The organism is Tychonema sp. LEGE 07196 (assembly GCF_963890365.1).
In the GTDB taxonomy this organism is placed as follows: Bacteria; Cyanobacteriota; Cyanobacteriia; order Cyanobacteriales; family Microcoleaceae; genus Microcoleus.
Genome location: NZ_CAWPRX010000196.1, coordinates 24198 through 42003, shown reverse-complemented (window position 1 = coordinate 42003; position 17806 = coordinate 24198). Strand labels below are relative to the sequence as shown.

The 17806-nt window shown below is 45.2% G+C and carries 14 protein-coding genes and 22 tRNA genes; 5 read left to right on the top strand and 31 right to left on the bottom strand.

The features are described 5' to 3' along the window. Positions 1-194 precede the first annotated feature (194 nt). Complete coding sequence (locus AACV78_RS23535; RefSeq protein ID WP_194009961.1) at positions 195-827, bottom strand: HesA/MoeB/ThiF family protein; 633 nt, start codon at positions 825-827, stop codon at positions 195-197. Between the two features lie 447 nt (positions 828-1274). Between AACV78_RS23535 and AACV78_RS23530 the strand changes: the two genes are divergently transcribed. Further along, complete coding sequence (locus AACV78_RS23530) at positions 1275-1634, top strand: DUF4189 domain-containing protein (protein WP_339383785.1); 360 nt, start codon at positions 1275-1277, stop codon at positions 1632-1634. 186 nt (positions 1635-1820) lie between these two features. On the opposite strand, the gene AACV78_RS23525 is transcribed toward AACV78_RS23530, so the two are convergent. After that, positions 1821-2162 (bottom strand): hypothetical protein, encoded by a 342-nt coding sequence (locus AACV78_RS23525; protein ID WP_194009959.1) that lies wholly within the window; start codon positions 2160-2162, stop codon positions 1821-1823. A 443-nt stretch (positions 2163-2605) separates the two neighbouring features. On the opposite strand from AACV78_RS23525, the gene AACV78_RS23520 reads away from it, so the two are divergent. Beyond that, a complete protein-coding gene (locus AACV78_RS23520; protein ID WP_194009958.1) occupies positions 2606-2917 on the top strand; it encodes a DUF433 domain-containing protein in 312 nt (103 codons plus the stop codon). A gap of 97 nt (positions 2918-3014) precedes the next feature. Here AACV78_RS23520 and AACV78_RS23515 read toward each other — a convergent pair whose 3' ends face one another. The 27 genes from AACV78_RS23515 to AACV78_RS23385 all read right to left on the bottom strand — a co-directional run bounded on the left by AACV78_RS23515 (position 3015) and on the right by AACV78_RS23385 (position 9401). Further along, positions 3015-3284: a hypothetical protein gene (locus AACV78_RS23515; protein WP_228042426.1), complete on the bottom strand. Its 270-nt coding sequence runs from the start codon at positions 3282-3284 to the stop codon at positions 3015-3017. A 372-nt stretch (positions 3285-3656) separates the two neighbouring features. Beyond that, positions 3657-4619, bottom strand: coding sequence for a GNAT family N-acetyltransferase (locus AACV78_RS23510; protein WP_194009957.1), 963 nt, complete (start codon positions 4617-4619; stop codon positions 3657-3659). Positions 4620-4789: 170 nt separating this feature from the next. Further along, a tRNA-Lys gene (locus AACV78_RS23505) sits at positions 4790-4863 on the bottom strand. Positions 4864-5193: 330 nt separating this feature from the next. Further along, complete coding sequence (locus tag AACV78_RS23500) at positions 5194-5766, bottom strand: dihydrofolate reductase family protein (RefSeq protein ID WP_194009956.1); 573 nt, start codon at positions 5764-5766, stop codon at positions 5194-5196. Between the two features lie 328 nt (positions 5767-6094). After that, the gene (locus AACV78_RS23495; protein ID WP_194009955.1) at positions 6095-6664 is read right to left on the bottom strand and encodes a 3'-5' exonuclease; all 570 of its coding nucleotides are present in this window, start codon (positions 6662-6664) and stop codon (positions 6095-6097) included. Between the two features lie 9 nt (positions 6665-6673). Further along, positions 6674-6838, bottom strand: a complete 165-nt coding sequence (locus AACV78_RS23490) for a hypothetical protein (RefSeq protein WP_228042425.1) — start codon at positions 6836-6838, stop codon at positions 6674-6676. Between the two features lie 174 nt (positions 6839-7012). Then, positions 7013-7095 (bottom strand) — tRNA-Ser (locus AACV78_RS23485). A gap of 83 nt (positions 7096-7178) precedes the next feature. Next, a tRNA-Ala gene (locus AACV78_RS23480) sits at positions 7179-7273 on the bottom strand. Positions 7274-7327: 54 nt separating this feature from the next. Further along, positions 7328-7404: transfer RNA gene (locus tag AACV78_RS23475), tRNA-Ala, on the bottom strand. Between the two features lie 7 nt (positions 7405-7411). Then, positions 7412-7485 (bottom strand) — tRNA-Arg (locus tag AACV78_RS23470). A gap of 15 nt (positions 7486-7500) precedes the next feature. Continuing rightward, positions 7501-7572, bottom strand: a tRNA-Thr gene (locus AACV78_RS23465). 5 nt (positions 7573-7577) lie between these two features. After that, positions 7578-7656, bottom strand: a tRNA-Met gene (locus tag AACV78_RS23460). 11 nt (positions 7657-7667) lie between these two features. Continuing rightward, a tRNA-Leu gene (locus AACV78_RS23455) sits at positions 7668-7741 on the bottom strand. Positions 7742-7775: 34 nt separating this feature from the next. Then, positions 7776-7849, bottom strand: a tRNA-Leu gene (locus AACV78_RS23450). A gap of 4 nt (positions 7850-7853) precedes the next feature. Next, positions 7854-7926 (bottom strand) — tRNA-Pro (locus AACV78_RS23445). A gap of 4 nt (positions 7927-7930) precedes the next feature. Beyond that, positions 7931-8011 (bottom strand) — tRNA-Leu (locus AACV78_RS23440). A gap of 127 nt (positions 8012-8138) precedes the next feature. Continuing rightward, a tRNA-Gln gene (locus tag AACV78_RS23435) sits at positions 8139-8212 on the bottom strand. A 5-nt stretch (positions 8213-8217) separates the two neighbouring features. Then, positions 8218-8296: transfer RNA gene (locus AACV78_RS23430), tRNA-Gln, on the bottom strand. Positions 8297-8306: 10 nt separating this feature from the next. Further along, positions 8307-8381, bottom strand: a tRNA-Asn gene (locus AACV78_RS23425). A 6-nt stretch (positions 8382-8387) separates the two neighbouring features. After that, positions 8388-8460: transfer RNA gene (locus AACV78_RS23420), tRNA-Phe, on the bottom strand. A gap of 3 nt (positions 8461-8463) precedes the next feature. Further along, a tRNA-Ser gene (locus tag AACV78_RS23415) sits at positions 8464-8550 on the bottom strand. Positions 8551-8770: 220 nt separating this feature from the next. Then, a tRNA-Tyr gene (locus tag AACV78_RS23410) sits at positions 8771-8852 on the bottom strand. A gap of 13 nt (positions 8853-8865) precedes the next feature. Beyond that, positions 8866-8940, bottom strand: a tRNA-Lys gene (locus AACV78_RS23405). A 5-nt stretch (positions 8941-8945) separates the two neighbouring features. Then, positions 8946-9020: transfer RNA gene (locus AACV78_RS23400), tRNA-Glu, on the bottom strand. A 45-nt stretch (positions 9021-9065) separates the two neighbouring features. Beyond that, a tRNA-Cys gene (locus tag AACV78_RS23395) sits at positions 9066-9139 on the bottom strand. Continuing rightward, a tRNA-Glu gene (locus tag AACV78_RS23390) sits at positions 9140-9217 on the bottom strand. Positions 9218-9328: 111 nt separating this feature from the next. Next, positions 9329-9401: transfer RNA gene (locus tag AACV78_RS23385), tRNA-Asp, on the bottom strand. Between the two features lie 334 nt (positions 9402-9735). Between AACV78_RS23385 and AACV78_RS23380 the strand changes: the two genes are divergently transcribed. The 3 genes from AACV78_RS23380 (at position 9736) to AACV78_RS23370 (ending at position 12137) form a co-directional block, all read left to right on the top strand. Further along, entirely contained in the window at positions 9736-9951 is a 216-nt protein-coding gene (locus AACV78_RS23380) for a hypothetical protein (RefSeq protein WP_194009954.1), read from the top strand. A 134-nt stretch (positions 9952-10085) separates the two neighbouring features. Then, the gene (locus AACV78_RS23375; protein WP_339383784.1) at positions 10086-11018 is read left to right on the top strand and encodes a polysaccharide deacetylase family protein; all 933 of its coding nucleotides are present in this window, start codon (positions 10086-10088) and stop codon (positions 11016-11018) included. Positions 11019-11198: 180 nt separating this feature from the next. Beyond that, positions 11199-12137, top strand: a complete 939-nt coding sequence (locus AACV78_RS23370) for a biotin--[acetyl-CoA-carboxylase] ligase (RefSeq protein ID WP_228042424.1) — start codon at positions 11199-11201, stop codon at positions 12135-12137. Between the two features lie 282 nt (positions 12138-12419). On the opposite strand, the gene AACV78_RS23365 is transcribed toward AACV78_RS23370, so the two are convergent. Continuing rightward, entirely contained in the window at positions 12420-16031 is a 3612-nt protein-coding gene (locus tag AACV78_RS23365; RefSeq protein WP_194009953.1) for an OmpA family protein, read from the bottom strand. 195 nt (positions 16032-16226) lie between these two features. After that, positions 16227-17330, bottom strand: coding sequence for a 4-hydroxythreonine-4-phosphate dehydrogenase PdxA (gene pdxA / locus AACV78_RS23360; protein ID WP_194009952.1), 1104 nt, complete (start codon positions 17328-17330; stop codon positions 16227-16229). Positions 17331-17806 lie beyond the last annotated feature (476 nt).

Here is a 17806-nt window from a genome sequence, read left to right as displayed (position 1 = left end):
GGGTAGGGGGCGGTTTTGGGTTGCATTCTAGTGCAATAGTACCAGTACAAACTTTTGCGGACATAGTTTCCCTGTTAATTTTCTCAAGCGTTTTCTGCAACTTTGACGATTGTTTGAGAGTGAGAAACCGGGTTTCTGGAATGGAGGTGTCCAATCTCGCTCGACCGGGTTTCTGGCTGCAGTCAACCGACATTCTACAATATAAGTGGCTTGACTGCAAAATCTCCGATCGTGCAAGTTAAATTTTGTTGCTGTTTGGTAGCAGCAAAGGTAACAATTACTTCGCAGGCGACTGCAACCGTCAGCATTACCAAGTTTCTCGCCAGGGGGTAATCGCAAACGTCATCATTTGTCGCGGAAGGAACCCGATAGTGTTGGTTCCAAATTATTTCGGAGTAATCGGCTGCTAATCCGACGTGCAAGCAGGGCATGGAGACACTCGCGCAGTAATCTTTCAGGGCTTGCCGCCCGATACTGTTATCAAAAGTATCGATCGCGACGGCGCTATTGGCAAGCAGTCGATCGGCATTTGCGGGTGTCAATTCTTTGGAGTGCGCGTCAATGCTGACGGATAAAGCGCGGTACTGGTTGTTGGCGAGAATTTTGGCTTTGAATGCGCCGATGTCCGATCGATAATAAGGTTGAGTGGAAAGGTTGCGCTCTTCGATGCGATCGATGACTCTTAACTGTCCAAAGCCCGATCGCACTAAACTCTCGGCAATATTCGCACCCAAAGCGCCCGCGCCGCAAACCGTTACCGAAAAGTTTTTTAGCAGCGACATTACTGCGGAACTTCTGTAAACTTGTTTGTGAAAAAATATACTCATCTTAATTGGGCATTGGGCATTGGGCTCTAGCGTTGCGGAGGGATGGGGCATTGGGCATGGGGGCATTGGGCTCTAGCGTTGCGGAGGGATTGGGCATTGGGCATTGGTTATTATAAAAACTAGGATCAACCAACAACTAACAACTAACAACCAACAACTAACAACTAACAACTAACAACTAACAACTAACAACTAACAACTAACTATTAGATGTTCCCCCATGCCCCACTGCCCTGTTTGGCCCATGCCCTGTTTGCCCCATTCCCATGCCCATTATCTATCTTCAACTACTCCAACTAACGACTTTTAAATTAATCAAGTATTAATTTTTATAAAGATTGTTGACATTAATAAATATCCTAATATAATATTGAGCCATCGCAAAGATAAATCTTGTAAAGCTCTGAATCGAATATGTTGCAAAATCTCTTTTTTAAGTTGGTTGGAGTGACAGTTTTGACAGTTTCCATCTTGGGCTATGCCCCAGTTGTTCGAGCTGAAAATACTCATGGAGCTACTGCTTATTCTCCGACTTCTGACGCTACGGGTATTAGTTGGGATCATGCTACAGAGAAAGAAGCACTAGACGCAGCAGTCGCCGCGTGCAATAAGCAAAGTGATGGGGCTAACGACTGCGAACCCCTGACATCTAATACGAATAACTGTGGAGCGATCGCAGTAGGTAAAGGGGGAGCGGGGGCTGGTTGGGGCGAGGATAAATCAGCAGCAGAAGCTCAAGCTCTGGCTGGTTGCAGCGAACTAGAAGGCGGCAACTGCAAAGTGCAGCTTTCGGCTTGCAACAAGTAATTGAATTGATAAAAATCGGTCGGAGGGATGTATATTTCCGATCGCAAAACAGCTTAAAAAATATCTATATTATATCCGGTCAGTTATGCAAAAAAAAGGCTTGTAGTGAATACTTTAGTCCTGACAATCTGATGACTAAAGCTCTCACTACAAACCACTTGGGTGCGCCACAAGCACCTTACCCAGTTAATCACCTATTTCGGAAGTAACTGGATCGGGTGGCAGTAAACTTTCTAATCTATCTTTTGACCAGTATTCAGTAGGATAGGCGAGTCCAATAATATCAGAGAGTCGAATCAGCCACGTAACTTGTCCGTAAGCATCAGTATTTTCTCCTTGTTCGTTTGGGGGAACAATTACCAAAAGTTCGATAAATTCTCCAAACAAATTAATCGGGATGCCGCCGAAACTACTATTATTTGTTTTAATCCAAACTTTACTGCCTCGATCGAGAGCTTCTTGCAGTCGCTGGAAGAGCAAACTGGATTTTTTGACCAGGGATTTTTGGGTTTTTGACTTTTTTCCCATAGTTTTAAGAAGTTAAAGTAGTTGTACTGTCGATTGCACGGTGGCTTGGGGTTAACGCGCGATCCCATAGCTCCAAGCTTCGCTAACCCGATTTGGTATTTCAACGAACAAAAAAAGGTGGTGAAGCGGGCTTGTCCCCTAGGGAATCGCCTTGTCAACACCCTATCAGTGTAGTCTACAAGAAAGTGCTGCAGTGCGATCGTAATAACAATTTAATTGCCAAATCGGGAAATGACACCAGTTTACAAAAAATGTAAGTTTAGCAAAGCTTCAAACCCTTAACTCATAAGTGATTCCCAATTATTCAATTATTTAATATAAAATCTAAAATCCTCCGATATTGGGTAGGAGTGTTACAGAATCAGTTAGGGATACCCGTATTTATACTGTGCCCAAATTGCAGTATAATCGACGAAATCTTCCCAAATCGTTTAAGTAAAAAAATGGACTGGCGAAAGCTCATTCATCCCAACCGGAAAACTTCAACAAGTCCACCAGCAGCGCCAGAAACTCGATTGTCTGTAGAATTCTTGTTGGGGCTGTTTGCGGCGGGATGGACGGAACAACAGGTATTAGAAAAATATCCCGCACTCACTTCGTCTCAGTTGCGCGAGGCTTTGGCTGCTGCTGATTCAAAGTTAATTTCATCCATCGCCAATCCAGAGTTACTAGCAATTGTCGAGCAAACTAGAGAAGAATTGAAAAGCGGGAAAAATTTATCGCTTGAGGATATTGAGGGAGATGTTTGGGAGTAATCTTAAATATGGTTAGATGGGAATTATACAGTAGTGCGATCGTCCTCGAACGCGATTATTTGTCGCCAGCGGGGACGATCGCACTGCACTCGGAAAATTACCATTCTGTTTCTGCCAAATGTCGATGATGTTGACGCATTCCCTCTAGCATAACTTGTTCTGACACCACATTCAGAATTACGCCCCAACTGCGACAGTAATTCCTATCGGCATCAACAAAATAAGGTGCAGAATTTTCGCCTTCATCTGTTACCATAATGAACTGCTCGACAACCTGCTTTTTAAGTCGCATTGCTTCCACCGATCGCGCAACAGCAGCTAGTGCGGCAGCCTGCGTTAATAGAACTCTTGCAAAAATCCAAAGCACCCCACCCCAACCCTCCCCTCCCGCGGGGAGGGAGCAAGATTATTCTTGTTTCTCCCCGCGGGAGGAGGGACTTGCGGGGGGTAAATTTGACTTTTGCAAGAGGTCTAATGTGCTCGAATGCGCGTTCCCAATCAATCAATTCGCTGCCGTTTGCTTGGACTTGGTACGGCATCGTGTCAAAGGCCCAGAGGAACAGTACAGCTTCGCAAATGCCCGAAATCATAGCAGCGAGACGTTTGCTAACTTCGATGCGCCCGCCGCGAATTGTATCCAAAATCAAGAAACCCAATTTCTCTGAAAAATGTGGTTGGGCGACTAGGGATACAGGAAGAAACCCGGTTTGTCAAATTCTGCGCGTAAGTCTCAAATCGCTCAAACATCCTTCACATAAAAAATGCTATCGCGAATTTTGTGGAAGCCGGCTGACTCGTAAAGTCGCAATGCACCTGAAGGGTTTGCAGCATCTACGCCGATAATCGCAGTCTCGACACCGGCAGCTTTTAGTCGATGCAAACCAGCCAGCAACATAGCCCGTCCCAATCCAATTTTGCGGAAACCTCGCCTTGTACCGAGAACAGTAATCCAGCCTTCATTTCGTCCTGTGCGATCGCACTCTTCCGGGCTAATTTCGCAATAACAAAAAGCTGCAAAAGTCCCGTCAGCAGCAACTGCAATCAAGTCTAAATCTTTTCTATAATTGGGTTGGGCTAAATCGTATTTGAATTTTTCGACTGTTAAATCGCGGTGGTTCCAGTGATCGATAAACGATTGGTTGTACATTTCTACCCAAGCTTCCGAATCCTGCACGCCGGGGAATAGACGCAGCACAAAACCTTCTGGGAATTGGGGTTGTGCGATCGATTCTGAGAGCGATCGCGCCATGCGGCAAAAATGCCGATCGACTCGAAAACCGCAACTTTCCAGCACAGAAATGCGATCTGCATCCTGTGCCCTAGCCCAGGATCGCAGCTTCACAGGCGCGCCCCGCTCTTTTACAACTTCGCGCATCCGCGTTTCGCCCCAAGCGACGGCTACCGCTTCCACACCCCTGGATCGGGCGTCGGGGTGGACGCGAAACGACAGCAAACCCTGGATCGGCTCTCCAGTTTCCGCAATCGACAACTCGGCAAAACCGATTAATTTGTTTTCGGCATCTTCCCAAAGGCGGATATCGCGGGCTAAATCTCGGCACGGTTGGTTGATTTTTTGTTGCAATTGGGAGATGGAAGTGCCTTGATCGAGCCGATCGACTGCTTCGCAAGTATCGATTAAATGGACGATCGCACTTAAATCGCGATCGCCTCCATAGCAGCGCCCCGAGAGATTTGCCATCATAGCTAATCACCATTTCCTGTTGTTATTCAATTTAAAAATAGCTTGGGCGATCGCGCGATCGGGTCGATCGACATTAAAAATCCCAAAACGCCAACACTCACAGTAATCCAACCCCTACAGCAGTTGATTGCACTCGTGAGTTTCGATCGATTCAGGTTAAGGATTTGGGATGGGAGTAGAAGGACTTGAACCTTCGACCTTGAGATTAAGAGTCACCTGCTCTAACCAACTGAGCTATACTCCCGCATCGGAGTTACTATAACACAACTCTTCTGAAAAATCAAGTTTTTTCGTAAAAATTTGTGGCGATCGCCTAGTGCGAGTTTTCTGTAAGGGCGATCGAGTTCACTCAATCCCAAAATAAATAAGGCGCGTCAGCAGGCTAAACCGCTCTCTAAAACTTACCCAAAACCACCTAAATCTCGACTTACAGGATATAGATAGAATAGGCTGTATTTAAAATTTATCTGCGTTTATCTGCGTTTATCTGCCTGACATCAGCGGTTGAGACATTCATCAAAAAATCCTCAAAAATCCTCAGATAAAACCCTTTTAACGCTAGCGCCCAAACACCTCATTTATGCAATCGATAGTGAAGCAACATGAAACCGTTGCTGTAGATTTTGCGATCGACCAATTCCAGATTCGTCGGTTCGATCGCCCTCCCAAACACAGGAATTCCCGCCCCAATGACTACCGGGTTCAACTTCACAATCATCTCGTCAATCTCAGAAACAAGAGTTGCAGCTAAATTGCCACCGCCGCACAGCCAGATATCTTTACCCGCTTCCTTTTTCAATTCTTTAACGAATGCAACTGGATTGTCTGAAACGAGTTTAACATTTTCATCGGGACTTGTTTCCATAGTGCGCGAAAAGACATACTGTTTCAAGCTGGGATAAGGATTAGTCAGACCGACATTTAGCCCTACCTCATAGGTGTTCCGTCCCATCAAAACAGCATCAAACTGCTTGTTCTCTGGACTAATGCCTAGTGCTTTCTGAACGTGAGCCGGAATAGTTTCAGGAAAAAACTCGAATAAATCAGCAAAATGCTCTCCTGACATCGGAAAACAATCAAACGAGCCATCTTCGCGAGCAATAAAACCGTCAACAGTGCAAGCAATGTAATATTTTAGTTTTCTCATATTTCACCTTTATTTTGTTAAAATGAAAGAAAATAAATGGAGAGGACGGGACTCGAACCCGCATCGATCGACAGCAACTTTCAGGAAACGCGCTTCCTTACTGCCCGCAAGCAGACGGGAACTGCCCCCATCTCGGACTGTTAATTCCTTTCAGTGCATCTGCAACCTGTTGCCCGTTTGCGCTTTCAGGGAACGTCGCGAAGCAACTTTTTACCCTACTCAACCAACCCGATCGTCCTTTTGGGAGCCGCTTTTCCAAAGTTTTTACGGTGCCATTCCACTTAGGCGACCTCCCCATAATTTGGCTCGCTATATGTATGATAGCAAATCAGGACAACTGTTTTCGCTCCAGAATATAAGGCAACAGTTTGGCGATATTTATAGCATCATCTATGCCTCGGTGATGAGTTCCTTCTAGCGGTAAACCCACGATTTGCAGAGCTTTCGCCATGCCATACCGTTTTCGCAAACCTTGTGTTTCTGCAAACAATTGTTTGAGATTGACATGAGGATAAGCAATCGGAAAAGGTACTTTGTGAAAATTGCTGTCTTGTTGAAATTGTTTGCGATCGAAATCACCCCAAGAACCAAACACGCCGTTTGAGTAACCAGACAGCCATTTTTTCAAAAGTGCGATCGCCTCCGGGTAAGTGGGAGCTTCCTCGACTTGTGCCTGAGAAATAGATGTTAGCGATTTGCAGAATTCAGTCAGCATAGGATGGCGAACTGGCTTAATAAAGCTTTGAAATTCGTCAATAATAGTTAGCGTTTCTGCTTCTAGCATAACGGCTCCAATCTCAATAATCTCCATCTCACTCTGTTTGATATTTCCTTGTTTGTCGCAGCAGGTTGCTTCAAGGTCAAGCACTAGATAGTAAGTGTAATCTTTTAAATTCATATTTAACCTTTATTCTTCAAAACCCGGAGGTGTTTCATCAAAATCATCCGCAACGTAAGTAAAAATTCCTTGACCGCAGCCAAATTGACGAGGTTTGAGGACATCAGTCTTTTCAGGTGACTTTTCTTTCAGTTTGTGAATTTCGTTTAAAAGTTGAGTATCCTTTAATAACAAGATACACTGAATTATTTCTAATTTAAGAAATTGAATTTTTATGGTTTCTAGGTTGAATAACTACCAAATTTAGACTTATTATAAACCAATCCATCCACCGAGGAGGTACTGCCCCTCCTATCGCCGCGTTATCAGCACGGTTTCTCGCTTTTCGACTTCCGGTGGTTAATTAAAAGGAAGATGAAGGAATCGAACCCTTACAGTTAACTGTACCCCAGTTTTCAAGACTGGTTGCCAACCATTTAGCGGCATCTTCCGAGGGGTGTCTGACGGGAATTGAACCCGCTATTACTGGTTCCACAAAAGGGCGCCGCTACCGCTTTGGCTTCAGACACCGCAGTGGAATCAAGGAGAATTGTAGGCGAAGCCTTCGGGAAGGGTACTCCTAACCTCTTGCGTGCAAAGCAAGCGCTCTACCAATTGAGCTATGAGCCCGCGTAAAAGATTCACCTGTCGAGTAAATCTAAAATCTAAAATCTAAAATTGGTGTGGTGGATTGCGATCGGATTTGAACCGATATCTTTCTAACAGCCAGTTAGATGCTTTACCAATTAAGCTACGAACCCCAGACAGCAGGAGCGGTAGGACTTGAACCCACAACATTCGAGGTAGAAGCTCGACACTCTATCCAGTTGAGTTACGCTCCCATGTTTTTTGTTAATGGCAGATGGCGAGATTTGAACCTGCAAGAAAGCTTTACAAGAGCCTCATGTTACCAATTACATCACACCTGCATTTTTGGTAGCGGGGGCAGGAGTTGAACCTGCTATGAAGAGGCTTATGAGACCTCCAAGCCTACCCAGGCTACTTCACCCGCGATGTCACCAAATACCCCTGACTGGCATCGAACCAGCACTGACTAGATCCTAAATCTAGCGCCTCTACCGATTGGGCTACAGGGGCAAAACCGATCGCACTTTTAGGTTTTGATACCCAATACCCCTGACTGGACTCGAACCAGCAAAACACTCGTTCTAAGCGAGCGATGTTTTCCAATTACATCACAGAGGTAAAGTCGGGATGGTTGGATTTGAACCAACGACTCCATGCTCCCAAAGCATGGCTTCTGGCCGCTGAATTACATCCCGTTCATGCTCCCGGTGAGACTCGAACTCACAATCAAAATAGAACAGATTTTAAGTCTGCCGCGTCTGCCAATTCCGCCACAGGAGCAAGTAGAAACTTAGTTTAAAATTTGGTACTCGGGAGTGAGATTTGAACTCACACAACACAATTTTTGAAATTGCGGCCTCTGCCAATTGGGCTACTGGAGTACGATCGATCTGCTTTTGCAGCAGAACTGGGAAGGTAGGACTTGAACCTACATTGTTCCGCTTTCAAAGAGCGGTGCCATGCCAATTAGGCGACTTCCCAATAATTGGATGCCGGGGTAGGCTTTGAACCTACATAAACTCCTATTTCAGAGATAGGCGACTTTACCAATTTGTCTACCCGGCAATTTGAAAAATGGCTGCCTCAGTAGGACTCGAACCTACAACCTAGCGGTTAACAACCGCTTGCTCTACCATTGAGCTATAAGGCAACGAAATCCCCCAAGTCAGTATCGAACTGACGACTTCTTGTTCTTCAAACAAGCGCTCTACCAACTGAGCTATCGGGGGAAACGGAGAAGGTAGGATTTGAACCTACGACGGGTGTTAAACCGCTCTTTCTTAGCAGGAAAGCGCCATAAGCCGCTCGGCCACTTCTCCGAGCACGAGAACGGAGGGATTTGAACCCCCAAATTTTCAGTCGCGCAAACTGAATTGTTGTCCAGTTACAACTCATTCTCAAGATTGCAACTGCATATTAAATACACAGGACTTACCCAAGGGGGTCAACAACCCGGTTTTTCTCTTAATATCTCTCGTAGAGATGCAAGATTTTTCTCAGAAACTGGGTTTTCTGTATAAGTCATAATACAGTTGCAAATGGGTCGGGCTGGAATTGAACCAGCAACGCTTTAAGCTACTGTTTTACAGACAGCTACCCACGCCAATAGGAGGGCCGACCCAAGATGGAAAATTTGGTAGGTCGCCGAGGAATTGAACCTCGATCCATCCGCTTAAAAGGCGGCTGCAAAACCATTCTGCCAACGACCCACGCAAAGTGCTGACGGGAGTTGAACCCGCAAATCACTTGGGTGAAAACCAAGCGGCTTAAACCATTTGCCTACAGCACTATTTATTTGAGATTTGAGATTGCTCTTGCGAATTAGTAAGAACAGAGGTTAGGGCGGGATTTGAACCCGCGAAATTCGGTTTTGCAGACCGACGCTTTGGGCCACTCAGCCACCTAACCTGGGAGTCCCGACGAGGTTTGAACTCGCAATTTTCACCTTGAGAGGGTGACGGCTTAAATTAATTTGCCTACGGGACTTTGAAAGTTTTGAGTTTTAAGTTATGGGTTTTGAGTTAAAGAAAATTGTTAATTCAAAACTCATAAATTTGTTACTCATAATTTGTTACTCGCAACTCCGGGAAACGGAGACGAGGCTGACGGGTTTCGATCCCGCTACCTTCGCTGTGACAGAGCGACGCTCTCCCAATTGAGCTACAGCCTCAAGAAATTGCTGTTTGGACGGGTGGCGGTTGATTCCGCGTACTACAACCCGATCGGGCTTTTGTTGCCGGAGTCTAAACCGCCGATGTCCGCAATTATGTGACACGATTGATTTTCTATTCGGTTTTCAAGGTTCGTATTGCTCTTAGGGTAAAGCTTTGAAGCTCCTTCCCTTTCACCTTACATTTATACTACATTACGTACTACAAGGGTGTCAAGGGGGTAATACAACTTTTTTTGAAATTGGTTTTTTGAATGGGGTGTCGATCGCCCAAACCAACACTCTCACATCCCAGAGTTACCAAAAATCAAGACATTAGGCTGATAACCCGGTGGTGCAGCCCGTAATAAATCCGATGGTGAGACTGTACTACACACAGATATTAACCGTGCTGAGGTTTTTTGAGGGTTTGCTGGCGGAACAGTTTTCTTTGGCGGAAGTCGTGGCGGGGACTGCGATGCCTTCTGTAGGGATGTTTGAGATATCTTTTGATGAGAAATCGCCGCGATACAAACAAAGTCCACTCCTAGCGCACTCAAGAAACTCTTAACTCTTGCCGGTTTTGTCTGTGTCGGCGCGCATTCGATCGCTGTCAATCTCGGCTGAGACATAATAAAAAATTTAGTTTTTTTCCCTGGAATTCCCATTATCATTATCCGCAGTGTGGAGTGAAAGGAATTTCAAGTGAGCGGAAATCATCTGTTTCAACAACTGCGAAAAAAATGGCGTTTTGTGGCGATCGCCCTGACAGCGACTGCGATTAGCTTTGTCATCGGTACGCTGATGCCAGGAAACCAACAGGGAAGCAACAATCCTGCAACCGCTCAGGTGCAGGTGCAGAATCTCAACCAATTTTTAACGGTAAATCCGTCAGCAAAGCAGGTAGCGGACGATCGCACAGCGTTGAATGTCGATCGCACAATTGAGCAATTTCTCACTGTATTGGAATCAAAAGAAAAACTTTTGACTTTTGTGCCGCCGGAACAGTTTCAGGGAAAAACTGTTTTTGAGGGAAAAGTCAAAGATTCCGAGAAAGTTATTGCTTTAACTGTTGATGACGGGCCGTGGCCGGAAACGACGGAACAAATGCTCGATATTTTCCAGCAAAATGATGTTAAAGCCACCTTTTTTTGGATGGGTGAATCTCTAAAGAATTCTCCTGAAATTGCTCGCCGAGTTGTGGCGGCCGGTCACGCGATCGGCAATCATACGTGGCATCACTGGTACGATACGATGGATGCGGCGACGGTGGCTGATGAAATAGATCGCACGGCAAAACTTATTTACGAAACGACGGGAGTTAAGACTACTTTTTTCCGTCCGCCGGGGGGTTTTTTGAACAATGGTTTGGCTAAGTATGCCAAGCAACAGAATTATGCTGTCGTGATGTGGTCGCTAACTTCTGCAGATACCGATCCGCACGCTCAACCGTCGGCTTTTGTTAATAATGTGTTGAAGGGTGCGAAGCCGGGGGCGATTGTTTTGATGCACGATGGCGGGGGCGATCGATCTCGTACTGTTAAGGCTTTACCGGAGATGATTGCGGGTTTGAAAAAGCAGGGATATCGATTTGTGACGGTTCCTGAGTTGCTGGAAATGCAAGACCAATCAGCGTAAGTTGTGGGGCGATTGCTTGTCTTTTTTTGAGGGTAATACTAAGGCTAAACAAACCCGGTTTCTACGATAAGAAACTGGGTTTCTGACTCTCTGTGCGTCCAAGATTGATATTAATTACGGCTGTAGGGGAATGATTTAACCACAGAGAACGCAGAGAACACAGAGGAAGAGAGGAGAGAGATGAATAATTTTGATACTAGCGGATTTGATATGAGTGAGGAAAATGCCGATCGCCCAAATCATCTAAAAAAAAACGATCTGCCTGCGATAATCAGCTTTGAGATATCAAATATTACAAGTCAAACCTTGTCTGAACAGCCATTAATTCCACCAGAATCAACCGATAGTCCAAACTTCCCTCACTGGCTGCACTCGTTAGAAACCTGCGAGAGTACAAACAGTTGGGCGATCGCCCGCGCGGCCAAACTCCACCACGGAGATGTAATATTTACTAAGCAGCAAACCAGCGGGCGCGGTCAACACGGACGCACTTGGTATTCGCCGCCCGGTGTTTTTACTGCTAGCTTTGTCCTAGACAATCTCAATCCCAATCTGTTACCCGGACTCAGTTTAGCAGTCGGTTTGGCGGCGATTTACGCGATCGAAGATTTGGTTCCCGAATGCCGCGATATGCTGCGCCTGAAATGGCCAAACGATGTTTGGATACATCGCCAAAAATTAGCCGGAATTCTCTGCGAAGCCACTTCTGATAACACTTTCGGCACTCGCGCTGTTGTGGGAATTGGAATCAACCGCTGCGTAGATTTCGCGGCTGCGGGATTGGATGAAAGGGATCTCGGCAATGCGGTAAGCTTGCATTCTATTGCGAGTAATGTGCCCGATGAACTCTGTTTGCTCGCGAGACTGCGGCACTATTTACTCGAACTAGCCGATATGTTTTCCACCACAGACAAGCCAGCCCAAAAGTCGGGTTTAGCGCCCCTTTTACCAGAATTGCGCCGCCGCGACGGGTTGATTGGGTGTAATGTGGCGATCGAGCTTGCGTCGGAAACCATCTGCGGAAAAGCCGCCGGCATTGACGGAAGCGGCCGGTTGTTAGTATGCTTGGCGGGCGATCGAATACAAGCCTTTACCTCCGGGCGAGTTCGATTGAATTAATAGTCAGTAGTCAGTAGTCAGTAGTCAGTAGTCAGTAGTTATTTGTTATTTGTTGTTTGTTGTTTGTTGTTTGTTATTAAGTTGTCGCGCATTTACATTGTATATTCAGGGCGGGTTCTCCGGCCCACCCCACAAGAGTTTTATTTTTTTTGACATACAGTTTAAATGCCGCAACAGCTTAGTTATTAGTCAACAGTCAACAGTCAACAGCCAACAGCCAACAGTCAACAGCCAACAGTCAACAGTCAACAGCCAACAGCCAACAGCCAACAATTCCCAAATTTAATTAACCACCTCAAATACTACTAATCTTCTCAGCCAGAGCGGTTGATTAGCCTCCACACCTTCAGGACTGCCCTTAGTAGAAGCCACCTGTATTCTGTCACCACTTATCCCTTGTTTAACCAGAGCATTTTTCACATTTGCCGCCCTTCCCAGTGCCAATTTTTGATTTTCCGCCGGACTGCTCTTAAAATCACTGTAGCCAATAATTCTTAAATTCTTCGTACTATTTTCCTTCATGTATTCCTTGACTTTTGTCAGTTTTTGTGTGATGTCTTTTGGCGATAAAATTGCCGAACCCACACCAAAATAAAGGCGAACATCTATTGCTTGTGAGGAAGGTTGAGTGCCTATTCCCACTGTATTTGTTACAGACTTCACCCCCGGAATTTTTTCAAAAGCTTGAGTTATTTTCTCAGCATCTGCCGCCTTGCTCACGCTACCTGCAACGGCGACTTTTCCCTCTGCATAGCGAGCCGAAATATTAATGCTTTCTAATTTATTCAAAAGCTCCGCAGTCCGCTTGACATCGGCTGCAGCTAAAACCGGATCGGGAGGTACTTCGACGGCGATAATTTTATTGTCAATTGTTAATTTGGGAGCAGTTTGTTGAGCTATTTTTTCCGCTTTCAATCGCAGTTTTTGATTCGGAACTCGTCCCGAAATCTCCAATATTCGATCTTTAACATCTGCCGCGAGGCGATAAACCGATAACTCTGGACTAGATTGTAAAGCTAAATTTGTATCTGCTTCTATGCTCGCTGCAATCCCGCTGCGGTATTGATGAATTCCCCAAGGTATGCCAATTAAACCTAACGCTGCTAAACCGATAATTGGTAAAATTGGCTTTTTAGGAGATTTGACTTTTATATCTGTCTCAATTAACTTTTGCAAATTCGTGTTTATTTCGGGCGGCACTGCGGTGGGATCGCCGTTAAATGATTGGATTATATCTCCGTATTCTTGAACAATATTTTTGAATATTGCTCGCATTTTGTACTTAAACCACTGCCTCGTTTCTCCCTGCATTACTACTGCGAGATAACATGAGCCAGCGACTTCTAGTACAATTGTAGATGTGCCGTATTCTATGGCATCAATTTCGGCCATGTTTCCCGATTGAGAGATACAATCGTTGACAAAAGCGCGAATAGCAGTCAGCATTCCCGCTACCATCTCTGATTCTAATTGTTCGCGTTCAGAATGCTGTACTGCTGAAATTACTAAGCCTGATTCTTTCTGAATTAAAAAAACAGCTTTAACAGTCAGCGGTGTTGTTTGCTGCATCAGCAATTCTGCTTCAGAAACTCCCTGTAATTTGGATTGAATTTTGCGAGTTATTCCCTCTGTACTTAAGGATGATTCGACTTTTTCATTGATCTGGTGCATCATCTCTGCGATGTACTTTAAAATCGTGCTACCGACGATCGGATAAAGTGCATCCGACATTGCTTCTCGTTTGAGATGAATTTGCTGTTTGATAGCAGAGGCCATTTCCGGTGCGATCGCCATTGCAATTGCATCGGGCGATTCACCGACTGTGTGACGGATTCCCGCAGGAAGAGCAGGCGCTATGGCTACTCCCATCGAGTGTTTATTTTCTCTGGTTTTGGTATTAATTACTTCATCAATTATCGGAGTTATGCTTTCTGTAAATGATTGTCTCGACTTATTTATTGTTTCGAGCATCATTTCGGGAAATATCAGTTGAATTTGCCTCACTAATTCTTCCCTATCGCCTCCCCATTGAGCCTCGGTTATTTTGCGTTCGAGTTCCTCTACTTTACCGTTGAGTTTGTAATTATAACCTACAACTTCATCTAACAATGGTAAAATAGATTCGATCGCAGATTTTTGTAGTTGCGCGTGATGGTTAGCCATCAACTCGTCAATCAAAGGTTTCAGTAAATCTGTAAACAAGTCTGTGGATTCATAAATCCGGTGTTCGATCGCCACAATCTTTTCTTCGATATTGGCGAGTCTTAGAGTGATTCTTTGATCCTGAAGGATGGCATCGACAGCGGGGGCGATCGCAGATTCTATCTCTCGCTTCGCTTCCCGAAGGCTTCCCGACACCATCTCTACGATCGCAGGCATGATTCTGCCCATCAACCCTTCTATTTCCGCTAAAACTTGCTGCTGAACTTCGACAATCCTACTTTCATTTTGCAATATTTGTGCTGCAATGCCGCTGTTTTGAATGGCAGTGTTGACAGCCGGGGCGATCGCCTCTCTGACTTCTAACTTTGTCTCATCAATTTTCCGGTTTAGCGACTCAATCATTAGCGGCATCAACCGCGCCATGATTTCTTCCGGCTGAGACTTTTGCTGTCGCTGAAGATTGTTTAATCTACTTTCAACATCGCTCAATTTTCCTTGAACTTCTCTTTGCAGAATTGCTGATTCTATCAAAGGTTCGATCGCCGCTGCTACTTCTAATTTTGATCGATCAATTTTTTGGTTCAGCAAATCAGTGATTGCTGGCATCAGCATCGCCATTATCTCTTCTGGCTTCTGAATTGGCGACTGCCCGGCCGCCAGCCGGCCCTCGATGATGTTTAATACTTTTTCTTCTATTTCTACCCAAGCTATTCTTACCTGTACTGACGGTGCGACAGCTTCGACAACCTCTAATTTTAATTCACTAATTTTGCGGTTCAGCAAGTCGCTAACTACCGGAACTAATTGCTTGATTAAATCTTCCGGTTGCTGCTGGGAACGCTGCTGAATGTTCGCCAGTTTATCTTCAATTGTTACTACTTTCTCTTCCAGCCCGTTGTGATTGTAAATTATTTGATTGACTGTCGGTGCGATCGCCGAAGCTACTTCTAACTTAGACTCCTCTACCCGACGGTTGAGCAACTCGCCCACCACAGGCATCAGCCGTTGGATCAATTGTTCGGGATTCGGTAGTTGCTGGTGGTTGAAACTAGCAATTTGATTTTCCAAATCCGCTAATTTTGCCTGGAATTCGAGGGGATTAATTCCATCGTTGGTAGCGAGTTCGATCGCCTTTTTTAATTCCAACTTAAACCCCTCTACTTCTTCTCTCACCAACTCAGGAATTAACGGTCTGACTAAATTCATCAACTCCTTCGGTTCAGACATCAAATTTTCAAAATTTTCTAACCTTTGTTCCGCGTTCAAAATATGACTGTAAAATTCCGGCACATCCCTTTCAAACAGCAATTGCTGCAACCTTTTGAACTCCTCCACTGCTTGTGCTAATTCTTCCTCCGAAGGTCGATAATTTTTGGCTGTCTTCGCCGTACTAGATACACCTGGTTCTTCATTATTTATTTGTCGTCTTTGAGATGGAATTTCTTCATTGTTAGTCAATACTTCCGGTACAACAGCAGAGGATTCGATTATAAAAGACAATCGCTTTCGCTGAGTTTCCTGTCGATCAAAATCCTCGATTTGTTGTTGAGATGACAGCGGTAATTTCAACTCATTTGGTCTTTTTTTAAAGTTTTTTACTAATTGCAATTCAGTCAGTATTGTTAGCAATTCCTGAAGTTGGTCTCCAGCGTTAGGGATTGCCAAATTTTCATCTGCAACTTCTGGTTCTGACTGATATACTTTGCCTAAATTATCATTAGATGCTGCCATACTTTGTTACCAAAATCTGATTTTAACCGATCGCCAAAAATGACCTGTTGGTTTATCGCCTCACTACTGCGAAAATCAATAGACATCTCCAATAATTCTTGTGGAACTGGCAGGATACCTGCTGTTTACAGGCTTTTTAGGATTTGTCTAATAGGAATGACACAATTAATTTTTCGCCCTGGGCCGATCTCGCGCCTATCGGCCTATCTTAACTGCTGTTCTGCGACTGGCCAACTCGCCAGCCAACTGCAATGCTGCTTTCATGCTCGAAGCATCGGCAATCCCTTGACCTACAATATCAAAAGCCGTGCCGTGATCTGGAGATGTGCGAACAAAGGGCAAACCAATTGTTGTATTGACTGCTTTGTCGAAAGCCATCAATTTTACTGGAATCAACCCTTGGTCGTGGTACATTGCCAAGTAACCGTCGTGAGCTTCCTTGGCTAAGCCGTACCAAACTTTAGCCGGTTTTACCCACAGGGTATCCGGGGGTACTGGCCCGTCTAACTGCACTTGAGGAAAGCGATCGCGCTGCGTTTCCAACCAAGGTATCATCCAGTCTTGCTCTTCCTTTCCCAGTTTGCCATTTTCGCCGCTGTGAGGATTTAAGCCAGAAATTGCAATTTTCGGTCTTTCTATCCCAAAATCTTCCCGCAAACACTCTACCAGCAATTCTAGTTTTTCGCTCAGCAATTCTGGAGTCAAAGCATCGGGTACTTGACGCAGGGAAATATGTGTAGTAGCGAGTAAAGTTACTAGCGTCCAACCGCTGTAGGGAGATGTGGCGGCAAACAGCATTCCGAAGCGCTGCGATTTGGCTTTTTCGGCCAGGAGTTCTGTTTGTCCGGGATAATTGTAACCTGCAGCCTGCCAGTTGGTTTTGGAAATTGGGCCTGTGACGATCGCACAAAATTCCCCTGCAAGGGTACGGGCGATCGCCTCTTCCATATACGCAAAGCTAGCCGCCCCGCTAGCTGCACTTCCAACACCGGGGACAATGGAACCCCATTTGCTGTCTGCTGCTATATCAATAATGTGTAGTGTTTCGGGATTTGCTAAGGATGCAGCAGCAGTAGGATGGATCGATCGCCACCGATCGTAAGTTTGCTGCAAAATTGCCCGATCGCCAAAAACCGTCACTTTCAAAGCAGCAGCCGGATCTGCCAAAGCCTTGAGAATCACTTCCGGGCCTATTCCCGCCGGATCTCCGAGAGTTACAGCTAGTTTTGATTCCCGATCCAGACTCAAGGCAGTTTTCTCCCACAAAATACAGGAATTTCGGCAATGAAATTTTAACATTTAAGTAGCTAATTTTCTAAAATTATCCGAGACCAGCCGAAAATCCCGGAAATCCCCGACTGCGGATGAAAACTCGCTGCTGGATTAACCCAGGCTGTGAAGTTCTTTGATACCGATCGTTGATCTAAGTAACTTGATACAGTAAAATACCACCATGACACAGGCCATAACACCGTTGATACGTTAAAGCGCGATCGGCAAGTGGAACAATTGGTCAACCAGAAGTAGCAATCTCAAGTGAGATACCCAGCCGCTCTCAAAACAGTACGGCGAAACTTGACCCAGAGACCAGCAAAACTCAAATTTTCAATTCAAAAGTAGGGTGGGACACGCCCAAACTCTAGGTCAGTATCCTAGTAGGCTTGATTCAGATGAACCGGCAAAGATTGTCTAAACTCGACTGTTTGGTTGTGACTTGGGTAGAATCGAACTGTTCGGAAATTGCTCGCAAGAGATAGCTAATTTTTCGGTGAATC